This window comes from Curtobacterium sp. MCBD17_023 (assembly GCF_003224415.1).
Classification (GTDB): domain Bacteria; phylum Actinomycetota; class Actinomycetes; order Actinomycetales; family Microbacteriaceae; genus Curtobacterium.
Genome location: NZ_QKLJ01000001.1, coordinates 339,148 through 364,431 on the forward strand (window position 1 = coordinate 339,148; position 25,284 = coordinate 364,431).

Annotated in this window: 22 protein-coding genes and 3 tRNA genes; 14 read left to right on the plus strand and 11 right to left on the minus strand. The window is 69.3% G+C overall.

Going from position 1 to position 25,284, the window contains the following annotated elements:
- Positions 1-102: 102 nt before the first annotated feature.
- The 9 genes from dnaN (at position 103) to DEI84_RS01685 (ending at position 9,697) form a co-directional block, all read left to right on the plus strand.
- On the plus strand, positions 103-1,263 hold the full coding sequence (gene dnaN / locus DEI84_RS01640) for a DNA polymerase III subunit beta (protein WP_110825773.1): 1,161 nt from the start codon (positions 103-105) through the stop codon (positions 1,261-1,263).
- Positions 1,264-1,333: 70 nt separating this feature from the next.
- Positions 1,334-2,221, plus strand: a complete 888-nt coding sequence (gene gnd, locus DEI84_RS01645; protein ID WP_110889428.1) for a phosphogluconate dehydrogenase (NAD(+)-dependent, decarboxylating) — start codon at positions 1,334-1,336, stop codon at positions 2,219-2,221.
- Between the two features lie 37 nt (positions 2,222-2,258).
- Positions 2,259-3,575, plus strand: a complete 1,317-nt coding sequence (gene recF / locus DEI84_RS01650) for a DNA replication/repair protein RecF (RefSeq protein WP_220032853.1) — start codon at positions 2,259-2,261, stop codon at positions 3,573-3,575.
- Positions 3,575-4,075 (plus strand): DUF721 domain-containing protein, encoded by a 501-nt coding sequence (locus DEI84_RS01660; RefSeq protein ID WP_110825770.1) that lies wholly within the window; start codon positions 3,575-3,577, stop codon positions 4,073-4,075. The genes recF and DEI84_RS01660 overlap by 1 nt, the downstream gene beginning before the upstream one ends.
- 133 nt (positions 4,076-4,208) lie before the next feature.
- Entirely contained in the window at positions 4,209-6,224 is a 2,016-nt protein-coding gene (gene gyrB, locus DEI84_RS01665; RefSeq protein ID WP_110825769.1) for a DNA topoisomerase (ATP-hydrolyzing) subunit B, read from the plus strand.
- A 112-nt stretch (positions 6,225-6,336) separates the two neighbouring features.
- Positions 6,337-9,021: a DNA gyrase subunit A gene (gene gyrA / locus DEI84_RS01670; RefSeq protein ID WP_181420299.1), complete on the plus strand. Its 2,685-nt coding sequence runs from the start codon at positions 6,337-6,339 to the stop codon at positions 9,019-9,021.
- A complete protein-coding gene (locus tag DEI84_RS01675; protein ID WP_110825768.1) occupies positions 9,014-9,421 on the plus strand; it encodes a DUF3566 domain-containing protein in 408 nt (135 codons plus the stop codon). Before gyrA ends, DEI84_RS01675 begins: the two co-directional genes overlap by 8 nt.
- Positions 9,422-9,494: 73 nt before the next feature.
- Positions 9,495-9,571: transfer RNA gene (locus DEI84_RS01680), tRNA-Ile, on the plus strand.
- A 53-nt stretch (positions 9,572-9,624) separates the two neighbouring features.
- Positions 9,625-9,697 (plus strand) — tRNA-Ala (locus tag DEI84_RS01685).
- A gap of 519 nt (positions 9,698-10,216) precedes the next feature.
- Here DEI84_RS01685 and DEI84_RS01690 read toward each other — a convergent pair.
- The gene (locus DEI84_RS01690) at positions 10,217-10,777 is read right to left on the minus strand and encodes a hypothetical protein (RefSeq protein ID WP_110889429.1); all 561 of its coding nucleotides are present in this window, start codon (positions 10,775-10,777) and stop codon (positions 10,217-10,219) included.
- A 115-nt stretch (positions 10,778-10,892) separates the two neighbouring features.
- Here DEI84_RS01690 and DEI84_RS01695 point away from each other — a divergent pair, with 115 nt between their 5' ends.
- Both DEI84_RS01695 and DEI84_RS01700 read left to right on the plus strand, forming a co-directional pair.
- Positions 10,893-11,432, plus strand: coding sequence for a peptidylprolyl isomerase (locus DEI84_RS01695; RefSeq protein ID WP_110825766.1), 540 nt, complete (start codon positions 10,893-10,895; stop codon positions 11,430-11,432).
- A gap of 5 nt (positions 11,433-11,437) precedes the next feature.
- Positions 11,438-12,289: a rhomboid family intramembrane serine protease gene (locus DEI84_RS01700; protein ID WP_110889430.1), complete on the plus strand. Its 852-nt coding sequence runs from the start codon at positions 11,438-11,440 to the stop codon at positions 12,287-12,289.
- A 370-nt stretch (positions 12,290-12,659) separates the two neighbouring features.
- On the opposite strand, the gene DEI84_RS01705 is transcribed toward DEI84_RS01700, so the two are convergent.
- On the minus strand, positions 12,660-12,914 hold the full coding sequence (locus DEI84_RS01705) for a cell division protein CrgA (RefSeq protein WP_110825764.1): 255 nt from the start codon (positions 12,912-12,914) through the stop codon (positions 12,660-12,662).
- Between the two features lie 81 nt (positions 12,915-12,995).
- Here DEI84_RS01705 and DEI84_RS01710 point away from each other — a divergent pair, with 81 nt between their 5' ends.
- Positions 12,996-13,634, plus strand: coding sequence for an aminodeoxychorismate/anthranilate synthase component II (locus DEI84_RS01710; RefSeq protein ID WP_110825763.1), 639 nt, complete (start codon positions 12,996-12,998; stop codon positions 13,632-13,634).
- A 13-nt stretch (positions 13,635-13,647) separates the two neighbouring features.
- Here the strand turns inward: DEI84_RS01710 and pknB are convergent, their stop codons facing one another.
- From pknB to DEI84_RS01745, 7 genes are all read right to left on the minus strand, one after another.
- Positions 13,648-15,465: a Stk1 family PASTA domain-containing Ser/Thr kinase gene (gene pknB, locus DEI84_RS01715; RefSeq protein ID WP_258371654.1), complete on the minus strand. Its 1,818-nt coding sequence runs from the start codon at positions 15,463-15,465 to the stop codon at positions 13,648-13,650.
- 150 nt (positions 15,466-15,615) lie between these two features.
- Complete coding sequence (locus DEI84_RS01720; protein ID WP_110889432.1) at positions 15,616-17,346, minus strand: serine/threonine-protein kinase; 1,731 nt, start codon at positions 17,344-17,346, stop codon at positions 15,616-15,618.
- Positions 17,343-18,797, minus strand: a complete 1,455-nt coding sequence (locus DEI84_RS01725) for a penicillin-binding protein 2 (protein ID WP_110825760.1) — start codon at positions 18,795-18,797, stop codon at positions 17,343-17,345. The genes DEI84_RS01720 and DEI84_RS01725 overlap by 4 nt, the downstream gene beginning before the upstream one ends.
- On the minus strand, positions 18,794-20,233 hold the full coding sequence (locus DEI84_RS01730) for an FtsW/RodA/SpoVE family cell cycle protein (protein ID WP_110825759.1): 1,440 nt from the start codon (positions 20,231-20,233) through the stop codon (positions 18,794-18,796). The genes DEI84_RS01725 and DEI84_RS01730 overlap by 4 nt, the downstream gene beginning before the upstream one ends.
- Entirely contained in the window at positions 20,230-21,597 is a 1,368-nt protein-coding gene (locus DEI84_RS01735) for a Stp1/IreP family PP2C-type Ser/Thr phosphatase (protein WP_110825758.1), read from the minus strand. Before DEI84_RS01735 ends, DEI84_RS01730 begins: the two co-directional genes overlap by 4 nt.
- Before the next feature lie 6 nt (positions 21,598-21,603).
- Positions 21,604-22,167, minus strand: a complete 564-nt coding sequence (locus tag DEI84_RS01740; RefSeq protein WP_110889433.1) for an FHA domain-containing protein — start codon at positions 22,165-22,167, stop codon at positions 21,604-21,606.
- Complete coding sequence (locus DEI84_RS01745) at positions 22,164-22,844, minus strand: DUF3662 and FHA domain-containing protein (RefSeq protein WP_110825816.1); 681 nt, start codon at positions 22,842-22,844, stop codon at positions 22,164-22,166. Before DEI84_RS01745 ends, DEI84_RS01740 begins: the two co-directional genes overlap by 4 nt.
- An 85-nt stretch (positions 22,845-22,929) precedes the next feature.
- Here DEI84_RS01745 and DEI84_RS01750 point away from each other — a divergent pair.
- Positions 22,930-23,016: transfer RNA gene (locus DEI84_RS01750), tRNA-Leu, on the plus strand.
- Between the two features lie 128 nt (positions 23,017-23,144).
- Here DEI84_RS01750 and DEI84_RS01755 read toward each other — a convergent pair.
- Positions 23,145-23,444 carry a hypothetical protein gene (locus DEI84_RS01755; protein WP_110889434.1) on the minus strand — a complete coding sequence of 100 codons (300 nt, stop codon included), beginning with the start codon at positions 23,442-23,444 and terminating at the stop codon, positions 23,145-23,147.
- Between the two features lie 113 nt (positions 23,445-23,557).
- Entirely contained in the window at positions 23,558-24,235 is a 678-nt protein-coding gene (locus DEI84_RS01760) for an SDR family NAD(P)-dependent oxidoreductase (RefSeq protein WP_110825756.1), read from the minus strand.
- A gap of 184 nt (positions 24,236-24,419) precedes the next feature.
- On the opposite strand from DEI84_RS01760, the gene DEI84_RS01765 reads away from it, so the two are divergent.
- Positions 24,420-25,256: an SDR family oxidoreductase gene (locus DEI84_RS01765; RefSeq protein WP_110889435.1), complete on the plus strand. Its 837-nt coding sequence runs from the start codon at positions 24,420-24,422 to the stop codon at positions 25,254-25,256.
- The last annotated feature ends 28 nt before the right edge of the window (positions 25,257-25,284 follow it).

The window sequence follows — 25,284 nt, forward strand, 5'->3', positions numbered from 1 at the left end:
GGCCAACCCCTGGGGACGGCGGATGACACGGATCGGCGGTCTGCCGCCGCTGTGCCACAATGGGGCGGCCGGACAGTCAACCGATCGACAGGGGTCCACGCTGTGAAGTTCGAGGTCAACCGGGACGTCTTCTCCGAAGCCGTCTCCTTCGCGGTGAAGCTCCTCCCACAGCGCACGACCCTCCCGATCCTGTCCGGTGTGCTCATCCACGCCGACGGTGATCGTCTGACGCTCTCGTCGTTCGACTACGAGGTCTCGGCACAGACGTCGATCGCCGCCCAGATCGACGACCCCGGCACGGTGCTCGTCTCCGGCCGGCTGCTGAACGACATCGCGAGCCGGCTGCCGAACGCCCCGGTCACGTTCTCCACGGAGGACTCCCGCATCACCGTCACCTGCGGATCCGCGCACTTCACGCTGCTGTCCATGCCGGTGGAGGAGTACCCGACGCTGCCGGAGATCGGTCCGCAGACCGGTGTCATCCCCGGCGACTCGTTCTCCGAAGCCGTGTCGCAGGTGGCCGTCGCCGCCAGCCGCGACGACGTGACCCCGGTCATCACCGGCGTCCAGCTCGAGGTCGGCGAGAGCGACGTCTCGCTCATCGCGACCGACCGCTACCGGGTCGCCGTCCGCACCATCCAGTGGGACTCCGGCCGTCCGGGCGGAGACGCCGAGCCGGCGCCGACGCTGCATGCACTCGTCCCGGCCCGCACCCTGCAGGAGGTCGGCCGCACCTTCGGATCGGCCACCACCGTCTCCGTGTCGATCAGCGGTGGTTCGGACCGTGAGCTCATCGCGTTCCAGGCCGACGACAAGACCGTGACGTCGCTGCTCATCAAGGGCAACTACCCGCCGGTCCGCCGGCTCTTCCCCGACACGGTCCAGGACCACGCGGTGATCAACACCGCGGAACTGGTCGAGGCCGTCCGACGGGTCTCCCTCGTGCTGGAGCGCGAAGCCGCACTCCGTTTCTCCTTCTCGGTCGACGGGCTCACGCTCGAGGCGATCGGTTCCGAACAAGCGCAGGCGTCAGAGTCGATCGATGCGTTGCTGACCGGTGAGGAAACGGTGGTCTCCCTGAAGCCGGCCTTCCTCCTGGACGGGTTGAATGCAGTGCACTCCGAGTTCGTCCGGATCTCCTTCACGAAGACGGAGAACCCGAACAAGCCCGGACCGGTGCTGATCACCGGGCAGTCCTCGCGAGAGGAAGCTGCCACGGACGGGTACCGGTACCTGCTGCAGCCCAACCTGCTGCTGCGCTAGCCGCAACAGACATCCAGCGCTGGCGCGTGGACACCAGCACCAGCGCGACATCGACGAAGAAGAGGAAATCATGCAGATCGGTCTTGTCGGCCTCGGGAAGATGGGCAACAACATGCGTGCGCGTCTGCGCAACGCAGGGATCGACGTCGTCGGGTACGACGCCAACCCCGCCGTCTCGGACGTCGCCGACCTCGGCGCCCTGGCAGAAGCCCTCACCGACAGCAAGCGTCTCGTGTGGGTCATGGTCCCGCACGGCAAGATCACCGACGACGTGATCACCGACCTGGCCGGCGTGCTCAGCGAAGGCGACCTCGTCATCGACGGTGGCAACTCGAAGTGGCTCGACGACACCGTCCACGCCGAGCAGCTGGCTGCCAAGGGCATCCGCTACATGGACGCCGGCGTCTCCGGCGGTGTCTGGGGCAAGGACAACGGCTACGGCCTCATGGTCGGCGGTGCTGCCGAGGACGTCGAGTTCGCGATGCCCGTCTTCGACGCACTGCGACCCGAGGGCCCGCGCGAAGAGGGCTTCTCGCACGCCGGCGGCATCGGCGCGGGCCACTACGCGAAGATGGTCCACAACGGCATCGAGTACGCGATCATGCAGGCGTACGGCGAGGGCTACGAGCTCCTCGAGGCGAAGGACATCATCAAGGACGTCCCCGCCGTGTTCGCCGGATGGCAGCGCGGCACCGTCGTCCGCTCCTGGCTGCTCGACCTGATGGTCCTCGCGCTGAACGAGGACCCGAAGCTCGACGCCATCGAGGGCTACGTGGAGGACTCCGGCGAGGGCCGGTGGACCCTGGAAGAGGCCATCGAGCACGCGGTGCCGATGCCGGCGATCTCGGCGTCCATCTTCGCGCGCTTCGTCTCGCGTCAGGGCAGCGCGTCCCCGACGATGAAGGCCGTCGCGGCACTCCGCAACCAGTTCGGCGGCCACGCCGTCAAGAAGGCGTAGCCGGTCGGGGTAACCCCCTCGACCCGTTTCGGCCCGCGTGCACGTCGACCATCTGCAACTCTCCGACTTCCGGAACTACCGGGAGGCGGACGTCGACTTCGCACGCGGGCCGAACCTGTTCGTCGGTCGGAACGGCCAGGGCAAGACGAACCTGGTCGAGTCGATCGGGTACCTCTCGACCCTCGGGTCGCACCGCGTCCCCACCGACGCGGCGCTCGTGCGACAGGGATGTGACTCGGCGATCGTCCGGGCACGGCTCGCGCACGAGGACCGCAGCATCCTCGCCGAGGTGCAGATCAACCGGACGGGGTCGAACCGGGCGCAGGTGAACCGGTCCGCGATCAAGCCCCGCGAGCTCCCGCGCTACTGCACCAGCGTGCTCTTCGCCCCCGAGGACCTGGCACTCGTCCGCGGCGAGCCGTCGGGGCGCCGGCGGATGATCGACGAGCTCCTCGTCCAGATCGCCCCGCGCATGCAGGGCGTGCTCGCCGACTACGACCGCACGCTCCGCCAGCGGAACACCCTGCTGAAGTCGGCCCGCGCGACCGGGGCGAAGGCCGGGGCGCTCTCGACGCTCGACGTCTGGGACGACCGGCTCGTGGCGTTCGGCGCCGAGATCATCGCCGCCCGCGACCACCTCACCCGGCGGCTCGCCCCGTTCGTCACCGAGTCCTACGCGACGGTCGCGGGCGAGCGGCACCAGGCGTCGATCGCCGGTGTCCTCAGCGTGCGGGGTGCTGATCCGGAGGACGCGGCGGCCACCGACCCGGTCCTCGGGACGCCCGAGGAACCGGTCACGACCGCGTCCGCGGCAGAGGCGTTCCGCGTGGCGCTCGAGCGCCGTCGGCGGGACGAACTGGACCGCGGCCTGACGCTCACCGGACCCCATCGGGACGACGTGCTCTTCGAGCTGAACGGGTTACCGGCCCGCGGGTACGCCAGTCACGGGGAGTCCTGGTCGTTCGCGCTCGCGGTGCAGCTGGCGTCGGCGACGATCCTGCGTGCCGAGTCATCCCTCGGCGACCCGATCATCATCCTCGACGACGTGTTCGCGGAGCTCGACGAGTCACGGCGGGAGCGCCTGGCCGGGGCGGTCGCCGACTACGAGCAGGTGCTCATCACGGCCGCCGTGCACGGCGACGTGCCCGGTCAGCTCGCGGCACACACCGTGCGGATCGAAGCGGGCGCGATCGTGCGGGACGCGGACGACGCGGGTCGGGCCTCCCGTCCGGAGGCGCCGGAGGCGGCCGACGCCGCTCCGGCCGACGCCGCTCCGGCCGAACCCGCCCCGGCCGATCCCGCTCCGGCCGACCCCGCCCGGTCGGCCGACGCCGTGGACCGGACGGCACCCTGATGCCGAAGCCCTGGAGACCGGCCGAGCCCTCGCGGGTGTACCAGCACTTCAAGGCCGTGTTCGGCGACCCGTCGAAGCGGGGGGTCGACGCGCGTCGGCGCCGGGCCGCCGGACAGGACCCGGACTCGGTGCCGTACGGGAAGGGACGGGAGCCCACCGGCCTCGGCGACGTGATGGGTGCGCTGACCGCCGAGCTCGGATGGACGGAGCCACTGGCCCGCTCGGAACTGTTCGTCGACTGGCCGAGCGTCGTCGGTGACGAGCTCGCGAAGCACTCCACGCCGGTGACGATCGAGGACGGTGCACTCGTCATCCGGTGCGACTCGACGGCGTGGGCGACGCAACTCCGACTCATGCGCGGGACCGTCACGACGACCATCGCCCAGCGGTACCCCGCGGCGGGCGTCGAGTCGATCCGGGTTTCCGGCCCGGACGCCCCCACATGGAAACGCGGCCTCAGGTCGGTCCAGGGGCGCGGCCCCCGCGATACCTACGGCTGACCAGACGAAATCATCCATCCGTCTGAGATTCGTCGCTCTGCGAGGCGTACGGCCCCCGGACGGAGCCCTGCCTGCGGTAGACTGGGACGTGCAGTGTGCGGGTGTTCCGCGCGCAGGCAGGAGCACTCCCGACATGACATCTGAATCTGACGACGACCAGCGAGACCCGCAGAACGACGAGGCCCAGCCGCAGGCCCCGCAGAGCGAACCATCGTACGGCGCAGACCAGATCCAGGTGCTCGAGGGGCTCGAGGCCGTCCGGAAGCGCCCGGGCATGTACATCGGGTCGACCGGTCCGCGTGGTCTCCACCACCTGGTGCAGGAGATCGTCGACAACTCCGTCGACGAAGCCCTGGCCGGGTACTGCGACACGATCGACGTCACCATCCGCGAAGACGGTGGCGTCCGCGTGGTCGACAACGGCCGTGGCATCCCGGTCGACATCCACCCCAACGAGGGCATCTCGACCGTCCAGCTCGTCCTGACCGTCCTGCACGCCGGCGGCAAGTTCGGCGGTGGCGGGTACGCCGTCTCCGGTGGTCTGCACGGTGTCGGGTCCTCCGTCGTCAACGCCCTGTCCAGCGAACTCGACGTCGAGGTCCGTCGGCAGGGCCACGTCTGGCGGCAGAGCTACACGGACGGGGTGCCGGTCGCGCCGCTCTCGCAGGACGAGGCCTCCGACGTGACGGGCACGACCATCACGTTCTGGCCGAACGCCGAGATCTTCGAGTCGGTGGAGTTCGACTACGAGACCCTCCGTACCCGGTTCCAGCAGATGGCCTTCCTCAACAAGGGCCTGCGCATCACCCTCGTGGACGAGCGGACGCCGGCCGAGGGCGAAGAGGCGCGCAAGGACTCGTTCCGCTACGAGCGCGGTCTCGCCGACTACGTCGAGTACCTCAACGCGCAGAAGAAGGCCGACCTCGTGCACCCCGACGTCATCGGGTTCGAGGCCGAGGACCCGGAGCGCAAGATCGCGCTCGAGGTCGCGATGCAGTGGAACACCTCGTACCAGGAGAGCGTCCACACCTTCGCGAACACGATCAACACGCACGAGGGCGGCACGCACGAGGAGGGCTTCCGCGCTGCGCTGACGACCCTCGTGAACCGCTACGCGCGCGAGACGAAGATCATCAAGGAGAAGGACGACAACCTCACGGGTGACGACATCCGCGAGGGCCTGACCGCCGTCATCTCCGTGAAGCTCGGCGAACCGCAGTTCGAGGGCCAGACGAAGACGAAGCTCGGCAACACCGAGGCGAAGTCCTTCGTCCAGCGCGTGGTCGGCACGGAACTCGTGCACTGGTTCGAGAGCAACCCGTCACAGGCGCGCGACGTGGTCCGCAAGGCGATCCAGGCCTCGCAGGCGCGTCTCGCCGCCCGCAAGGCCCGCGAGACGACCCGCCGCAAGGGCCTCCTGGAGTCCGGCGGCATGCCGGGCAAGCTCAAGGACTGCCAGTCGAAGGACCCGACGCTGTCGGAGATCTTCATGGTCGAGGGTGACTCCGCCGGCGGTTCCGCCGTGCAGGGTCGGAACCCGATGACGCAGGCGATCCTGCCGTTGCGCGGCAAGATCCTCAACGTCGAGAAGGCCCGCCTGGACCGAGCCCTGGCCAACCAGGAGATCCAGTCGATGATCACGGCGTTCGGTGCCGGCATCGGCGAGGACTTCGACCCGGACAAGGCCCGGTACCACAAGATCGTGCTGATGGCCGATGCCGACGTCGACGGCCAGCACATCACCACGCTGCTGCTCACGCTCCTCTTCCGCTACATGCGTCCGCTCATCGAGCGCGGCTACGTGTACCTCGCGCAGCCGCCGCTGTACCGCCTGAAGTGGTCGAACGCCGCGGACCAGTACGTGTTCAGCGACCGGGAGCGCGACGCGATGCTGCAGTCCGGCATCGCCGCCGGCAAGCGCATCCCGAAGGACAACGGGATCCAGCGCTACAAGGGCCTCGGCGAGATGGACTACAAGGAGCTCTGGGACACCACGATGAACCCGGACACCCGCACGCTCCTGCAGGTCACGCTCGAGGACGCCGCCGCGGTGGACAGCGTCTTCGCGACGCTGATGGGCGAGGACGTCGAGTCCCGTCGCCAGTTCATCCAGCAGAACGCGAAGGACGTCCGCTTCTTGGACATCTAGGCCGGGAGGCGCGGCGGACGCCGCGTCGACCCGTCCCGACACCTCGTGGTCGCGCCCGGCGTGACCAACGGACGACGAGCCTCCAGGCTGTCAAGGAAGGCAACGCAAGCACATGGCTGACGACAACGAGAACGGCGCCGACGAGCCCGAGATCGTGCACGGCTCGAGCGGGGACATCGTCGTCTCCGGTGACCGCATCTCGCAGGTGGACCTGCAGCTCGAGATGCAGCGCTCGTACCTCGACTACGCGATGTCCGTCATCGTCGGACGCGCCCTGCCGGAGGTCCGCGACGGCCTGAAGCCCGTGCACCGCCGCGTGATCTACGCGATGTACGACGGCGGCTACCGACCGGACCGGGCCTTCTCGAAGTGCTCGCGCGTGGTCGGCGACGTGATGGGCCAGTTCCACCCGCACGGTGACAGCGCCATCTACGACGCACTCGTCCGACTGGTGCAGCCGTGGTCGCTCCGGTACCCGCTCGCGCTCGGTCAGGGCAACTTCGGGTCCCCGGGCAACGACGGCGCCGCGGCCCCGCGGTACACCGAGACCAAGATGGCCCCGCTCGCGCTCGAGATGGTGCGGGACATAGAGGAAGAGACCGTCGACTTCCAGGACAACTACGACGGTCGCACGCAGGAGCCGTCCATCCTGCCGTCGCGCTTCCCGAACCTGCTCGTCAACGGCTCGGTCGGCATCGCGGTCGGTATGGCCACGAACATCCCGCCGCACAACCTGCGCGAGGTCGCCGCCGGCGCGGTGTGGGCGCTCGAGCACCCGGACGCCTCGCGCGAGGAACTCCTCGAGGCGCTCATGCAGCGCATCAAGGGTCCCGACTTCCCGACCGGCGCGCAGATCCTCGGCACCCGGGGCATCGTCGACGCCTACCGGACCGGTCGCGGATCGATCACGATGCGGGCGGTCGTCAACGTCGAGGAGATCCAGGGCCGCACCTGCCTCGTCGTCACCGAACTGCCGTACCAGGTCAACCCCGACAACCTCGCGATCAAGATCGCCGAACTCGTCAAGGACGGCCGTCTCGCCGGCGTCGCCGACATCCGTGACGAGACCTCCGGCCGCACCGGGCAGCGCCTGGTCATCGTGCTGAAGCGTGACGCAGTCGCCAAGGTCGTGCTCAACAACCTGTACAAGCACACACAGCTGCAGGAGAACTTCGGCGCGAACATGCTCGCGATCGTCGACGGCGTGCCCCGCACCCTGGCGCTCGACGGGTTCATCTCTGCCTGGGTCGACCACCAGATCGAGGTCATCGTCCGGCGGACCCGGTTCCGCCTGCGCGAGGCCGAGAAGCGTGCGCACATCCTGCGCGGGTACCTCGCGGCGCTCGACGCCCTCGACGAGGTCATCGCCCTCATCCGTCGGTCGCCCGACGTCGAGGAGGCCCGCAACGGCCTGATGGAGCTGCTGTCCGTCGACGAGATCCAGGCCCGCGCGATCCTCGAACTCCAGCTGCGTCGTCTGGCCGCACTCGAGCGTCAGAAGATCCACGAGGAGGCCGAGGCGCTCGAGCTCAAGATCGCCGACTTCGAGGACATCCTCGCCCGCCCGGAGCGCCAGCGCTCGATCATCATCGACGAACTCACCGAGATCGTCGACCGCTTCGGTGACGACCGTCGGACCGAGATCATGCTCGGCTTCGACGGCGACATGAGCATGGAAGACCTGATCCCCGAGGAGGAGGTCGTCGTCACCATCACCCGCGGCGGCTACGTCAAGCGCACGCGGAGCGACCAGTACCGCTCGCAGCACCGCGGTGGCCGTGGTGTCCGCGGCGCCCAGCTCCGCGCGGACGACGTCGTCGAGCACTTCTTCGTCACGACGACCCACCACTGGTTGCTGTTCCTCACCGACCAGGGTCGCGTCTACCGTGCGAAGGCGTACGAGCTGCAGGAGGCCGGGCGTGACGCCAAGGGCCAGCACTCGGCGAACCTCCTCGCCATGCAGCCGGACGAGCAGATCCAGCAGGTGCTCGACATCCGCGACTACGAGGCGGCGCAGTACCTCGTCCTCGCCACCGAGCAGGGTCTCGTGAAGAAGACCGCGCTCACCGAGTACGACACGAACCGCACCGGCGGCATCATCGCGATCAACCTGCGCGAGGGCGACAAGCTCCGCTCGGCGCTGCTCGTCGACGAGCACGACGACCTGCTGCTCGTGTCCCGGCACGGCATGTCGCTCCGCTTCACCGCCACGAACGACGCACTCCGGCCGATGGGTCGGTCGACGTCCGGCGTGAAGGGCATGTCCTTCCGCGGCGACGACACCCTGCTCTCGGCCTCGGTCGTCTCGGACGACGGTTTCGTCTGGGTGATGACCGAGGGCGGCTACGCCAAGCGCACGTCCGTCGACCAGTACCGCATCCAGGGACGCGGCGGACTCGGCATCAAGGTCGCCCGTCTGGCGGCCGATCGCGGCGACCTGGTCGGTGCGCTCATCGTCGGTGCGGACGACGAGGTGCTCGTCGTGCTGCAATCGGGCAAGGTGGTAAGGTCTGCCGTGGCCGAGGTCCCCGCCAAGGGACGCGACACGATGGGGGTCGTCTTCGCGAGGTTCGCGGAGAACGACCGGATCATCGCCGTGGCCCGGAACAGTGAGCGGAACCTGGACGACCAGGAGGACGCCGAGATCGAGCCCGCCGGCCCGGTCGAGACCGTCAGCCCGGACGACGCGGTCGCCGACGCCGCCGACGCAGAGCTCGTGGAGGAAGTCTCCGCGGACGCACTGCCCACCGACGCCGAGCCTGCCGAGGCCGGAGAGGACGAGTCAAGCAATGAGTAGTGTCGCCGAGAAGCTCCAGCGGAAGGCGAAGCGGCCCGTCGGCACTCGTCAGGTGCGACTCCGTCTGGTCTACGTCGACTTCTGGTCGATGGTGAAGCTCTCCTTCCTCATCGCCCTGGCCGGCTCGATCGTGATCGTCGTGGCCACGGCGCTGGTGTGGATCATCCTGAACCAGACCGGGGTGTTCGAGCAGATCGACAGCCTGCTGAAGGACGTCACGGGGCAGAACAGCTACTCGATCATGGACCAGTTCTCGCTGGGCCAGGTCCTTGGCTTCTCGGTCGTCGTCGGCATCCTCAACGTCGTGGTCGGGACCGTGCTCGGCGCGATCGTCAGTGTCCTGTACAACCTCAGCGTGCGGATCACGGGCGGCGTGCTCGTCGGCTTCACCAACAACTGACCCGGTCCGGGTGGCGCCCATCGCCTCGATTTCGCTCCAGCGTGATCGTGGGGTAGGCTTTCATCCGGTCTGAGGGGCTATAGCTCAGGCGGTTAGAGCGCTTCGCTGATAACGAAGAGGTCCAAGGTTCAAGTCCTTGTAGCCCCACCACAACTCAACTCCCGCGTCGGAAGTCTCGACGTCGCGACCGGTCCGGTCGCTCCGGGGCCTTAGCTCAGTTGGTAGAGCGCTGCCTTTGCAAGGCAGATGTCAGGAGTTCGAATCTCCTAGGCTCCACTCCCTCTGCGTGAGCTCTGCTCCGCTCGTTCCTCGCTCCGCCGCGGTCGGCCGTCGTGCCGTTCGGCGCCGCTGCTCCTGCGTCGTGCCGTGCCGCGCCGCGCCGCGCGCTGTCCGTCGAGGTTCCGCAATGTGCTGCTCTCGGCGCTCGAGATGCGCGAATTGTGGAACCTCAGCGATCGGGTCACGGCGTGTTGTGCGACCTCGAGCTCCGACATGACGCGGGTCAGGGTGCTCTGATGGGGCCGTGCTCGCTCGGGCATCGGTCCTCGCGGGGTCACCTCGGCGGTTGCAGCGAGGTTGCACGACGTGCCGCGCGCTGTCCGTCGAGGTTCCGCAATTCGCTGCTCTCGACAGTCGAGGTGCGCAAATTGTGGAACCTCGACGTTCGGGCGGCGGCGAGTCGTGCGACCTCGGGGCCGGGGCGGGGCCGGGACGGGGCGGGGCGGGGCGCCCGGGCCTCCGGGAACGACGAAGGGCCCCGGCGCGGTGCCGGGGCCCTTCGAACGAACCAGGAGGTCAGGCGGCGGGCTTGCCCGCGTTGTCCGCATCGTCGGCGACCCAGAGGTCGTCGTCCGCACGGAGCGTCTGGTACGCGGCGTAGGCAGCGCCCGCGACCGCGACGACACCGACGACGATGAGGGCGACCCCACCGAACCCGATGCCCTTCTTCTCCGGGACGGGAGCCTGCTTGAGGAACTTCCCGCCGCGCTTCTGTGCTTCCTGCACGATCTTCTGCACCCGCGGGTCCTTCGCCAGGTCGCCGACGCTGAGCACGGAGCCCGCGGTCGAGATGAGGCCGGGCACGACCTCCGACTGGAACCGGTGCGAGGCACTCTGCGCTGCAGAGGTCGCGGCGTGCACACCGGTGGCCACCGCGGGACGGATCCCGTTGTCGATGGCATTCTGGACGCGGGGAGCGAGGTCCTTCCGGGCAGCATCTGCGGCGTGGCCACGAGCTTCGGCCAGGATCGCGTTCGCGTGCTCCAGGACCTTCCGCTGCTCACCGAGGAGCGTGGCGGTCTTGCCCTTGAGCTTCTTGATCTGCTTCCGACGCTTGCGCGGGATCTCGATCGACATTCGGTACCTCCATGGGTCGACGTGCCACCCATCCTGCCACCAGGACGCCTGACAGGTCACAGATCACCGGCTGTGCGTCCCGTGCACATCCAGCGGCACATGCGAGAATCGGGTCATGTCTCTGCACACCGCTGTCGCAACGATCCACACCAACAAGGGCGACATCCGCGTCAACCTCTTCGGCAACCACGCACCGAAGACCGTCCAGAACTTCGTCGGTCTCGCGACCGGTACGCAGGAGTGGACGCACCCCGGCACCGGCAAGGTGTCGACCGACAAGCTCTACGACGGTGTCGTCTTCCACCGCATCATCAAGGACTTCATGATCCAGGGCGGCGACCCGCTCGGCCAGGGCATCGGTGGCCCCGGGTACCGCTTCGACGACGAGATCTCCCCCGAGCTCACGTTCCAGAACCCCTACATCTTCGCCATGGCGAACGCCGGCATCCAGGGCGGCCGTGGCACCAACGGTTCGCAGTTCTTCATCACCACGGTGGCGACCCCGTGGCTCCAGGGCAAGCACACCATCTTCGGCGAGGTCGCGGACGACGAGTCCCGCGCGGTCGTCGACACGATCGAGGGCGTCCAGACGGACGGCCGTGACAAGCCGGTCGAGGACGTCGTCATCCAGAGCATCGACGTCGAGGACGTCTGACCCGAGTGACCGATCCCACCTCGGCGTCGTCGAACACCTGCTACCGGCATCCCGATCGGCAGAGCTTCGTGCTCTGCCAGCGCTGCGGGCGGACCATCTGCCCGGAGTGCCAGACGCCGGCGGCGGTAGGGGTGCACTGCCCCGAGTGCGTCCGCGAGCAGCGGGCGAAGTTCACGGAGAACCGTCGGGCTTCCGGCCCGAGCAGCCTGACCGTCGCGCGGCGCCGCTTCGCGATGCTCGACCAGAAGGCGACGGTCGTCCTGATCGCCGTCTCGGTGGTCGTCTGGTTGCTCGACCGGCTGTCCGGGGGCTTCCTGGCGCAGTGGCTCGCGTACAACTCGGCGCTCCTGCCGACGCAGCCGTGGCGCATCGTCACCGTGCTGTTCGTGCACTCGGGTGTCTTCCACATCCTGTTCAACATGTGGGCGCTGTTCATCTTCGGACGGATGCTCGAGAACATGCTCGGCACGTGGCGGTTCCTGGCGCTGTACGTCATCTCCGGGATCGCCGGGTCGATGCTCGTGACGTTCCTGGCCCCCGGCACGTGGGTGGTCGGGGCGTCGGGCGCCATCTTCGGACTGTTCGCGGCGTTCTTCGTCCTGCAGCGCAGCCTGGGGAACAACGCGGTCCAGTTGCTCGTGATCATCGGCCTGAACCTGGTGATCGGGTTCCTGCCCGGCACCAACATCTCCTGGCAGGCCCACGTCGGCGGCGTCCTGGCGGGCTTCGTCACCGGGTTCGTCTTCGCGCGGACGCGGAACGTGCGCCAGCGCGGACTGCAGGCCACCCTGCTCGGCCTGGAGGCCGTGGTCGCCATCGCGCTCTGCTTCGTCGGGTACGCACTCACCTCCGCCTGAGACAGCTCGGCACCATTTCGAGAACGCCCCGTCGCCTCAGCGACGGGGCGTTCTCACGTTCGCTGCCGGCTGTCCTGCCCGGCGCACTTCTGCGGAGGGACGGGATACCGCGGTTGTCCACACCATCCGCAGGACTTCTCCACAGGTGTGGACAAACCAGTGAGTTACAGCGGTGTGATTATCCCCACTGTGGAAGAGGCTGTGGACAACTCCCTGACGGGGGTGTGGACCGATGTGTGGAGAACCGGCTGATCTGTGGAGAAGCACTGCCGAGCCTCCCGTCCGGCGCGTGAAGAGCGACGAGCTTGTGGAGAAACGACGACGCCCGCCGCACCAGCGGGTGCGACGGGCGTCGATCGGGCAGTGGCGCTCAGCGCCACCGCGTGGTCATCAGGAAGCCGACGAACATGATGCCGAAGCCGATGAGGATGTTCCAGGAGTTCAGCGTCGGGACCGGGAGCGTGCCGCCGGAGACGTAGAAGACGATCACCCACGCGAGGCCGATGAGCATGAAGCCGAACATGACCGGCTTGAACCACACGGGGTTGGGCTGGTCCCCCGCGGTGTCCACCGAGTCGGCTCGGGTCGTCCGGGCGGGCTTGGTGCGGTCCTTGTCCATGGCCATGGCCGGTATCCTACCGTCACCAGGCGTGAGCGCGGGCCGACGGAGGCTGCTCACATCTCCCACGAGTACGGTGAACGGCCCATGACCAAGATCCTCGTCGTCGACAACTACGACAGCTTCGTGTACACCCTCAACGGCTACGTCCAGCAGCTCGGTGCCGACACCGACGTGGTGCGCAACGACGCCTTCCCGGAGGACGAGATCGCGGACCGGATCGCCGAGTACGACGGCGTCCTGCTGTCGCCCGGCCCTGGCACCCCGGCGGACGCGGGCGTCTCGATCCCGACCGTCCGTGCGGCCATCGCCGCCGACAAGCCCCTGCTCGGCGTGTGCCTCGGGCACCAGGCCATCGCGGAGGCGCTCGGAGCGACCGTCACCCACGCCGAGGAGCTCATGCACGGCAAGACCTCGCAGGTGGACCACGACGACAGCGTGCTGTTCTCGGGTGTCCCGCACCCCTTCACCGCGACCCGGTACCACTCGCTGGCCATCGTCGACGGCACCGTCCCGGACGAGTTGACCGTGACGGCACGGACCGCCGGCGGCGTCATCATGGGCGTGCAACACCGCGGCGCCCCGGTGTACGGCGTGCAGTTCCACCCGGAGTCGGTGCTCACCGAGGGCGGCTACCGCATGGTGGGCAACTGGCTCGAGACGACCGGCCTCGGCGGCGCAGCGGAGCGTGCAGCCGGGCTCGGACCGCTCATCACGGGCCGCTAGTCAGACCGGGCGGTCAGTCGTCCCCGTCGTCGTCGCCCTGGAACCCGGCGCCGTTCCCACCGTCGTCCCCGCCCGACGGTGCCGCGGGTACGTCCGGCCGACGGGTGGGCTGGACGGACGCCGCGCAGTACGTCAGGACGACCGTGCTGCCCTGTGGGACGTCGCCGCGCGGGACGCTCTGCTGCGTGACGGTGTTGCCCGCGCAGACGTTCGTGGGCGACCCCTGCACCGTGAGGCCGAGGCCGCGCAGGGTCGAGTCGGCCGTGGTGAACGGCTGCTGGGTCACGTCGGGGAGCTGGACCTTGCCGTTCGACACGACCAGGTCGATGACCGAGCCCTTCGGGAGCGTGCCGCCGGAAGCCGGGTCGGTGCTCATGACGGTGCCTTCGGGGATGGTGGCCGAGTAGTCGGAGGTGACGGCACCGACCACGAACCCAGCGTCCTCGAGCTGCTCGGTCGCGGCGTCCTGCGCGGCCGAGCCGACGTCCGGGACGGCGACCTCCTCGGGGCCGGTCGAGTACACGACGCGGACCTCCTGCTTGCGGGCGACCGACGTCCCCGATCCGGGCTCCGACCGGATGACATCGTTCTTGGCCACGTCGTCGGAGGACTCCCCGACACCCACCGGTGTCAACCCGCGCGTGAGGAGTCGTTGGCGCGCGTCCTTGTAGGTCTGCCCGGCGACGGACGGCACCTTGATCGAGGAGCTGACCGGGGGCTTGCCCGGCTCGAGGTTCACGACGAAGTACGCGACCGCTGCGATGACGGCGATCGTCAGGAGGATGCCGAGCCAAATCCACGCCACCGGCGGGCGGTTCTGGGTGCGCTGGGGCGGCCGTTCCTGCGTGTCGTCGAGCTCACGGAACGCCACGTCGGCGGTGGCCGCCGCTCGCGGGTTGACCCCGAACAGCAGGGAGGCGTCGTCGGCAGCGGCCGCGGCGAGCTTCTTCGACGAGGTGGGCACGTGACCAGCGGCCGCCTGCTGCAGGTCGCGACGGAACTCCGCCGCGTTCTGGAAGCGTCGGGTGCGGTCCTTCACGAGGGCGTGCAGTGTGACGGCATCGAGCGCCGGTGACACGGTGGTCGTGATGGTCGACGGCGCGACCGGCTGCTCGCTGACGTGCTGGTACGCGACCGCGACCGGTGACGCGCCGAGGAACGGCGGCCGGCCGGTCAGGAGCTCGAACAGCACGATGCCGGTCGAGTAGAGGTCCGTCCGGGCGTCAACGAGCTCGCCGCGCGCCTGTTCCGGTGAGAAGTACGACGCGGTGCCGAGGATCGACGTGGTCTGCGCCACCGTGGCCGACGTGTCGGTGATGGCGCGGGCAATGCCGAAGTCCATCACCTTCACCTGGCCGGAGTGCGTGATCATCACGTTCGCGGGCTTGATGTCCCGGTGGACGACGCCGGCCCGGTGCGAGAACTCGAGGGCGGTCAGGATGCCCTCGACGATGCGGGCCGCTTCCTCCTGCACGACCGGACCCTCGGCCACGATCTCGCTGAGCGGACGCCCCTCGACGAACTCCATGACGATGAAGGGGACCTGCACCTCCGAGCCCGTGGACTCGCGGACGGTCTCCTCGCCGGCGTCGTAGACGCGGACGATGGTCGGGTGCGCCATGCGGGCAGCCGCCTGGGCCTCCTGCCGGAACCGCGTGCGGAAGGCGGGGTCGTTGGCGAGGCTCGGCTTGAGCAACTTCACGGCGACCCGCCGACCCAGTCGAGTGTCGGTCCCGACGTGGACGGTGGCCATGCCCCCTCGACCGATGACCTCACCGATCTCGTAGCGGTTGGCGAGGAGCGTGATCCCCGCGGTCACACCTTCTGGCACGTACTCCTCCGAATGTCCGTCCGGGCAAGTGTACGGCAGGGGTTTCTGGTGAGACCCTGGCCGGCGGCCCGCCGGAGTCAACCGTTACCGGAACGTGGCGAGGCCCCGACACGGATCGTGTCGGGGCCTCGGAACGGCTCTTCCGTCGCGTCAGTCCTGCGGCGTCTCCGTCGGCGTCGGCGCGTCGGTCGGCTCCTGCGGCTGCACCCACGTGGCGGTCGCCGGGTCCGAGCTGCTGGACGCGGCGAGGTTGCCGCAGGTGACCGTGTACGACAGTGTCACGTCGTTGCCGGGCTGGTCGGCCTGGATGTCGACGGACGTCTCCGACGTGTCGCCGCTCGTCGCGCCGGACCCGTCCTTGCCGCCCGAGACCGTCCAGGAGTACTTCGAGACGGTGTACCCGGTCGGGCAGGTCGCGGTGGACCAGCTGAACGTCACGGCGCCGGTGGCCGAGACAGCGCCCGCGCTCGGGGTGTTCGGCTTGTTGACCGACGGCGGCGCGGTGTACTCCCGCAGGGTCACGAGCGCGCCCTCGGCGAGGCTCCCGGTGGGGCTGATCGACTGCACGGTGTTCGCCTGCTCGGCGGAGGCGGCCGGGTCGCCGTCCTGCACCTGCACGTCGAAGCCGAGCCCCTGGAGCTCCGAGCGGACCTCGGCGGTCGGACGTCCGACGTAGTCGCCGGGGTCGATCGTCGTCCGCACCGCGGTCGGCTGGGGTGCCGTGGTCGGTTCCTGGCTGGGTGTCCTCGTCCGGCTGGGCGCCGATGACGGGGTCGGGTCGGGATCGGGACCGGCGTCCTGGTCCCGGTTCGCGAACACGACACCGCCGATGACGAGTGCCGCGACGACCACGGCCGCGATGACCCACCAGATCCAGGCGCGGCTCTTCCGCTCGTCGTCCTCGTCCTCCGGCCCGACGGGCGTCCGAGGGGCGCCGCCGACCACGGGGGCGTTCGGCTGGGTGCCGATCAGGGCCGTGGCGTCGTCGTTCCCGGCGGGCGGGTTGAAGGCGACGGTCCCGGCGCCGGCGAGGGCGGGTACGGCCACGGTCGCCGCGGCGACGTCACCGCGACGGAGGGCCTGGGCGGCGCGCGCGAGGTTCGCGGCCGTGGCCGGACGGTCGGCGGGCTTCTTCGCGATGCAGGACATCACGAGTGCCGCGACCGGCTCCGGGACCGTGCCCGGGAGCGCGGGCGGCTGCTCGTTGATGTGCGCCATCGCGATCGCGACCTGCGACTCGCCCGTGAAGGGTCGGCGTCCGGCCAGGCACTCGTACGCGACGATGCCGAGGGAGTAGATGTCCGTCGAGGGGGAGGCGGGGTGACCGCTCGCCTGCTCGGGCGAGAGGTACTGGACCGTGCCCATGACCTGGCCCGTGGCCGTCAGCGGGACCTGGTCCGCGATGCGGGCGATCCCGAAGTCGGTGATCTTCACGCGGCCGTCGGGGGTGATGAGCAGGTTGCCCGGCTTGATGTCGCGGTGCACCAGTCCGACCGCGTGCGCGGCCTGCAGCGCGTTCGCCGTCTGCGCGACGATGTCGAGGACCTTGTCCACCGGGAGGGTGTGCTCCCGCTCGATCATCGTGGAGAGCGCCTCGCCCGGGACGAGCTCCATCACGAGGTAGGCGCTGCCGTCCTCCTCGCCGTAGTCGAAGACGTTGGCGATGCCCTCGTGGTTGACGAGTGCGGCGTGCCGGGCCTCCGCGCGGAACCGCTCGAGGAACCCGGGGTCGCCGAGGTACTCGTCCTTGAGGATCTTCAGGGCGACGGTGCGACCGATGACCAGGTCGGTCGCTTGCCACACCTCTCCCATGCCGCCGATGGCGACGCGGGACGAGAGCTGGTACCGCCCACCGAAGGTGAGTCCGCTGGTGGGTCTCATTTGTTCAGCACCGCCTCCATGACTTTCTTCGCGACGGGAGCCGCGACCGTGTTGCCGACCCCGGACTGCCCGAGCCCGCCGCCGTTCCCGACGACCACGGCGACCGCGACCTCCGGGTCCTTCGCCGGGGCGAAGCCCGTGAACCAGAGTGTGTACGGGTCACCCGTGCCGCCCTCGGCGGTGCCGGTCTTGCCCGCGACGTCGACCCCGTCGATCTTCGCATTCGTTCCCGTCCCGGCGGCGACGACGCTCTGCATCGCCTCGGTGAGGTCGGCCGCCTGGCCGGACGACAGGGGAGCGCTGAACTGCTGGGGGGTGAAGGACTCGACGGTCTTCAGGTCGCTCGTCTCGATCGACTCGATGAGCGACGGCTTCATCACCCGACCACCGTTCGCGATGCCGGAGGCCACCATCGCCATCTGCAGCGGGGTCACCCGGTCGTTGGCCTGGCCGAACGCGCTGAGCATCAGCTGCGCGGTGGACTCCGGCTCCGGGTACTGGCTCGGTGTGGCCGAGGTCGGGATGTCGATGACGTCGCCGAACCCGTAGGCGTCGGCGGTCTTCTTGATCGTGTCGTACCCGAGCTTCTGACCGAGTTCCGCGAAGGGGATGTTGCACGAGTACTGGATCGCGACGCGCAGCTTCACCTCGTCGCCACCACCACAGCTGCCACCCTCGGCGTTGTTGATCCGCGAGCTCGTGCCCGGGAGCGTCAGGGTCGACGGGTTCGGCAGCGTCGAGTCGAGGGTGAAGTCCCCGCTCGCCAGCGCGGCCGAGGCCACGACGAGCTTGAAGACCGACCCGGGGGTGTACAGGTCACCGGCGATCGCACGGTTCTGCAGCGGCTTGGACGCGTCGGCCTCGAGTGCCTGGTACCGCGCGATCACCTCGTCGGTGTCGTGCGAGGTCAGCGTGTTCGGGTCGTACCCGGGCTTCGACACCATCGCGAGGATCTTGCCGGTCTTCGGCTGGATCGCGACGACCGCGCCGGTGTTCGCGCCGAGGGCGTCGTACGCGGCCCGCTGCACGTCCGGGTCGATCGTCAGGTTGACGTTGTCGCCCCGGACGTCCTGGCCGGTCAGGATCGCGTTGAGGTTCTGGAAGAAGGACTCGTCGGAGTTGCCCGACAGGACGGCGTTCTCGGCGCTCTCGATGCCGGTGTTGCCCTGGCCGATCGTGAAGTGCCCGGTGACCGCGGAGTAGAGCTCGCCGTCGGTGTACTCGCGCTGGTACTGGTACTGGTCGTCGACTGCAGTGGACTGCGCGATGGGCTTGCCGTCGACCAGGATCGCACCACGCCTGGTCGAGTAACTGTCCAGGATGGTCCGAGAGTTCCTGGAGTCCGCGCGGAGCGAGTCCGCCGAGAAGAACTGGATCGACGTCGTCGACACGAACAGGGCCACGAACATGAGCACGATCACGGTCGAGACGCCGCGGAGTTGGCGGTTCATCGGCGCTCCTTCCTGGGTCGGCGGCGGCCGGTGTCGCCCCGCTCGGCGACCGCACCCTGCTGGATGCGCTGCTCGGCGGGGATGGAGTCGGTCAGCCGCAGCAGCATCGCCGCGATGATCCAGTTCGCCACGAGGGACGAACCACCGGCCGCCATGAACGGCGTCGTGAGGCCGGTGACCGGGATGATCCGGGTGATGCCGCCGACGACCACGAAGACCTGCAGGGCGATCGTGAACCCGAAGCCGATCCCGAGCAGCTTGCCGAAGTCGTCCTGCGCCATGAAGCCGACGCGGATGCCGCGGGAGACGAGGACCACGAAGAGCCCGAGGATCGCGAAGACCCCGATGAGCCCGAGCTCCTCGCCGAGGGAGGCGATGATGTAGTCGGCGTTGGCGACCGGCGTGATGTACGGGCGGCCCTGGCCGAGGCCGGTGCCCGTGATGCCGCCGTTCGCGAAGCCGAAGAGCCCCTGCACGAGCTGGTAGCTGCCCTGGGTCTGCCGCAGGAAGATCTGCTGGTCGAACGGGTCGAGCCACTGCTCGAACCGGCCCTGCACGTACACGAGGGCGCTCGCCGCTGCGAGGGCACCGCCGATGAACAGCCCGAGCCCGATGACGACCCAGCCGAGGCGCGCCGTCGCGACGTAGATCATCACGAGGAACAGGCCGAAGTAGAGCAGCGCCGTGCCGAGGTCGCGCTGGAACACCAGCACGCTCATGGCGGCGCCCCAGACGATGAGGATCGGGCCGAGGTCACGGGCCCGCGGGAAGGTCATCCCGAGGAACTTCTTGCCGACGATCGACAGGCTGTCCCGCGCGGTCACCAGGTAACCGGCGAAGAACAGGGCCATCGTGATCTTCGCGAGCTCGCCGGGCTGGAACGAGAACGGTCCGATCTGGATCCAGACGCGGGCCCCGCCGATGTTCGTGCCGATCCCGGGCAGCATCGGCAGCAGGAGCAGCGCGATGGTGAGCAGCATGAAGATGTAGCGGTAGCGCTGCAGGAACCGGTGGTTCCGGACGAGCAGCAGCGTCGCGATGGCGAGCACCATGGCGAGCAGGGTCCAGACGATCTGCTTGACACCGATCGCGTCCCACCCGGTGTCGCCGTTGTGGATGTCGATCCGGTAGATCTCGGCGATCCCGATGCCGTTGAGCACGAGTGCGACCGGCAGGACGAAGGGGTCGGCGTTCTTCGCGACGACCCGGAGCACGACGTGCATCACGAGGGCGAGCCCGAGGATCGCCGCACCGGTCCACAACACCGACGTGTCGAAGACCCTGCCCTTCGTGCCGAGCTGCACCAGGACCATCGCGCCGGCGCAGATGCCGCACGCGATGACGAGCAGCACGAGTTCGAGGTTCCGGGCGCGCGCGGGCTCGCGGAGCTTGATCGTGATCGCCTGGGTCAGCGACGGTGCGGTCGTGGCGCTCATCGTGCGCTCCTGGACGGGGAGGGGGACGGCGACGGGCTGCGCGTCGACGACGGGCCGGGCGAAGGTGAGGACGACGGACGGTCACCGGAGCCGCCGGTGCCGCTCTGGTCCTGGCCGGTCTCGGCCGCGGTGCGCAGTCGCTCGACGATCTCGCGGGCGTCGTCGAGGGACGTCGCGTTGATCGTGGAGCGGACGTTGTCACGCGTGAAGTCGGGGAGTTCGGCGATCGCGATGTCGGTGTCCTCGTAGACCTCGGACAGGGACACCGGCCCGATGGTCTGCTGGACGCCCTTGTAGATCGCGACCGAGCCGCCGTCGGTGCCCACGTAGTAGTGATCCTGCACGATGCGGTAGCCGATGAACACCGCTCCGACGAGGACCAGGACCGCCACGACGAGCGCGACCGACCACGAGATGCGACGGCGGATGCGGCGACGACGGTCCTCGGCGATGAGCTCGGCGAAGTACTGGTCCGACTCGGGCTCGAAGTGCGAGTCCTCCGGGGCGGTGGACACCTTGAGCGGGTGCAGCAGGATCGTGGGGAGGCGGATCGGCTTCCGGCCGGTGGGCGCCTCGAACGTCAGCGGGGCCGCGGCGGACCCCACGGTGGTGGCGGCGTCGTCGTCCTCGCCGGGCTCGGAGTCGGTGACGTCGAGCACGACGACGGTGACGTTGTCGGGCGCGCCGTGGTCGAGCGTCTCCTTGACGAGGCGCTGCGTCACCTGGTTCGCGTCCATCGAGGACGCGAGGGCGTGCCGGATGCGCTCCTCGGCCAGGTACGAGGACAGGCCGTCGGAACAGAGCAGCCAGCGGTCGCCGGGGCGGATGTCCATGACCGCCGTGTCGACCTCGGGCGCCGCGTCGACGTCGCCGAGGACGCGCATCAGCACGGAGCGCCGGGGGTGCACGGCGGCTTCCTCGGGCGTGATCCGACCGCTGTCGACGAGCCGCTGCACGAAGGTGTGGTCGGACGTGATCTGCTGCAGTTCGCCGTCGCGCCAGCGGTAGATCCGTGAGTCGCCGATGTGCGCGATCGCGAGCTGGTCGCCGACGCGGATCATGGCGCTCACCGTGGTGCCCATGCCGGTGAGCTCCTGGTGCTCGAACACGGTCTCGGTGATGAGCTGGTTCGCGGCGATCAGGGCGGACTGCAGGGCGAACTCGGCGTCGTGCGCGGAGGTGAACTCGCGGTCGACCTCGCGGATGCGACGGATCGCGATCGCCGATGCCACGTCACCGCCGGCGTGCCCGCCCATGCCGTCGGCCACCGCGAACAGGTGCTGCCCGGCGTAACCGGAGTCCTGGTTGTTCGCGCGGATGCGCCCCACGTGGGACACAGCGGCGCTCAGCGTGCGAGCCGGCATCCGGGCCTACCGCCGCAGCTCGAACGTCGTCGTCCCGATGGTGATCGGGGTGCGTTCCGCGACGGTGGTGGGGGCAGTGACCTTCTGTCCGTCGACGAAGGTGCCGTTGGTCGACCCGAGGTCGGTGAGGACCCATGCCCCGCCCTGCAGGTCGAGCCGGGCGTGGTTGGTCGACGTGTAGTCGTCGCGGATCACGACGTTGCTCTCGCTCGAGCGACCGATCGTGATCGGACCGCCGCCGAGCGGCATCTCCATGCCCTCGCGTGCGCCCTCGGTGATGACGAGGCGGGTGGCGACCGACGCGGCGGGGGCGGCCGGGCCTCCTGTCTGACCGATCAGCTCGGTGAACGCGCTGGCGGAGGAGCTGTTCCGGGCGGCGGCAGCACCGGTCCCGGCGGGCACCGGCGGCGTGGTCGGCCCGGAGGGGCCGGCCTTCGGGTCGGTGGGGATCGCGCGCACACGCTGGCCGAAGAGGTCGCTCCGGAGCGCGAAGACGATCACGAAGACGAACAGCCACAGCACAGCGAGGAACGCGAAGCGCAGCACGAGCAGGGTCAGGCCTGTGGTCATCGCGCACCTCCGTCGTTCTCCGGGATCACCCGGAACACCATACGGGTACGACCGATCTCGATGGTGGAGTCCGGCTCGAGGATCGCCTGCTGGAAGCGTTCGCCGTTCAGCTTCGACCCGTTCGTCGAGCCGAGGTCGTTGACCTGCGCGTGCTTGCCGTCCCACAGCACCTCGACGTGCTTCCGGCTGGTCCCGGTGTCGGCGACCGTGATGTCGGCGTCCGTGCCGCGCCCGATGACCGTGCGTCCGCGGTGCAGTCGGTGCCGCTGGGAGCCGATGTCCAGGACGGCCACCCACGCGACGTCGCGCTGCACGGTGGTGGAGTCGATCTCGAGGATCCCCGTCGACAGCGTGCCGTCCTGCTGGAGGCGGATCGTCACCGGACCGGAGAACGAGTAGTTCTGCGCCACGGCGTGCTGCTGCACCCGCTGCGTGAGCTCGTCGATCAGGGGGCGTCCGACGTCGTTCATGCGCGTGTGGTCCGGCGGAGCCAGGCGCACCGTGAACTCGTTCGGCACGAGGATGCGCTCGCGCGAGACGACGGCCGCCTTGGTGTCGAGCTCGCGTCGGAGGGCCGCAGCGATCTCGACCGGCTGCACACCGGAGCGGAAGGTCTTGGCGAATGCACCGTTGACGGCGCGCTCCAACCCTCGCTCGAAGTTGTCCAGTAGGCCCATGGTCTCCACGTTCTCGGTCGCTGACCACTGCATGGTAGTGGTTGGCTCCGGGGGCCGTCTGTGCGTGGTAATGTTCTCGTCGCTGGCGCGAGTGGCGGAATTGGTAGACGCGCACGGTTCAGGTCCGTGTGCTGGAAACGGCGTGGGGGTTCAAGTCCCCCCTCGCGCACCAGGGCTCTCCGGTGGAGAGCAGCACGACGAAGGCCCCGGTCGGGAGACCGGGGCCTTCGTCGTTCCCGCCAGCCTCGTCGGGCCGGTCGCTCAGCCTCGTCAGGCCGGCTTCAGCTCGTCAGGCCGGCTTCAGCGCCGCCGCTCGGCGAGAGCCGCGCTCGTCATCGCGCAGCCCGAGAGGACCAGCGCCAGGAACACGATGAGGACGAGGCCGGTGGCGATGTCGACGCCGGTGTCCTGGGCGAGTGTGGTCCAGACCCGGATCACCATGACCACCAGGGCGACGGCCGCGCCGAGGAACGACGCCAGGGCGACGACGAGCAAGCCCAGGGCGCGGCCACGCCACGGCGCCGCTCGGTCGGTGTCGGGCGCCGCCGGACGACGGTCTCCGTACGGGGCGGGTGTCCGGTCGCGGGCGTTCGAGGACATGGGCGGCTCCTCTGCGTCTCGGGTGGCAGCACATCGCTGCACGACGAGTCTCCCGCATCGTGGCCCGAGGACGGGCGAGCCCGCGGCAGGGTCCGAGGGCGCGCGAGCCCTGGTCAGACCGTCGCGCTCCCGAGGACACGGTGCGCCACGGAGATCGACTCCCCGGAGACGACCGACAGCGGGGACGACAGGAAGGCGACGAGGTCCGCGATCTGCTGCGGGCTGGACGCACCACCGGCACCCGGCCGGACCTCCGCGCTCGGGGTGTCGGTGACCGCGCCGGGGTTGACGACGTTCACCGTGACGCCGGTGCCGGCGAGCTCGTCGGCCAGGTTCTTCGCGATGACGTTCGTCGCGGCGTTCCGGAGCGAGGTCGTGATGTTGCCGGTCAGGTAGGCGTTCTGTCCGCTGACGACGACGACCCGGCCGAAGCCCGCGGCCCGCTGCAGGGGCAGGACGGCGTTCGCGACGCGGAGGAAGCCGAGGGCCTTGCCGTCGATCGCGGACGCCACCTGGTCGGGGTCCGAGCGTCGCTCCGGGTCGAGGGTGCCGGCGGCCGGTGCCGCCGTCACGACGAGGACGTCGATGCGACCGTGCTGCTCGAGCACCGTGGCGACGGCGGTGTCGACGGAGGTCTGGTCCGTGGTGTCCACCGTCACGCCGTCCGTCGTGGTGCGCGAGGCGACGACCACCGTCGCACCCTCACGACGGAGACGGTCGGCGACGGCTGAGCCGATGTACCCGGCGCCGCCGACGACGAGGGCGACCCGGTCCTGCAGTTGGAGGTCCACGAGCGTGACGGTACGCCGCGGTGCCCGCGGACGGACGGGAGGCCGGTACGGACGGGAGGCCCGGCCGCGTCCGACCGCCGCCGCTGCCCCGGCCGCGTGATCTGAACACTCTTGACGAGCACACAGCGAGCCCGGCCGACCATCGCCCTCGTACGACGAACCACATCCGTCACGAGGGAGCGACATGAGCGATCAGCAACAGCAACCTCCGGGTTCCGAGCAGGCGATGACGCCGAAGCCGGACCACGGCGAGACGAGCTACACCGGCTCGGGCAAACTCACGGGCAAGCGCGCCGTCATCACCGGCGGGGACAGCGGCATCGGCAAGGCGGTCGCGATCGCCTACGCGCGTGAAGGAGCGGACGTCCTCATCTCCTACCTGCCGGAGGAGGAAGAGGACGCGCAGGAGACCAAGCACTGGATCGAGGAAGCGGGCCGGAAGGCCGTGCTGTTCCCCGGCGACGTGAGTGACCCGGCGTACTGCCGGAGCATCATCGAGACCGCGGTGTCCGAACTCGGCGGCATCGACGTGCTCGTCAACAACGCGGCGTACCAGATGACCCACGAGACGCTCGAGGAGATCTCCGACGAGGAGTGGGACCGCACCCTCGCGACGAACCTCAGCGCGTACTTCCACCTCGCGAAGGCGGCACTCCCGCACATGACCGCGGGTGCCTCGATCATCGGGTCCAGTTCGGTCAACTCCGACAACCCGGTGCCGACCCTCCTGCCGTACGACGTGACGAAGGCCGGCATCGCGAACTTCTCGGCCGCGCTCGCGCAGCTCGTCGGGGAGCGCGGCATCCGCGTGAACAGCGTCGCCCCGGGGCCGATCTGGACGCCGCTCATCCCGGCGACCATGCCGCCCGAGCAGGTCGAGCAGTTCGGCAAGCAGACGCCCCTCGGTCGCGCCGGACAGCCGGCGGAGCTGGCTCCGGTGTACGTCCTGCTCGCGAGCGACGACGGCAGCTACGTCTCCGGTGCGCGGATCGCCGTCACCGGCGGCACGCCGATCCTCTGACCGCCCACCAGAACCGACACAGAAACAG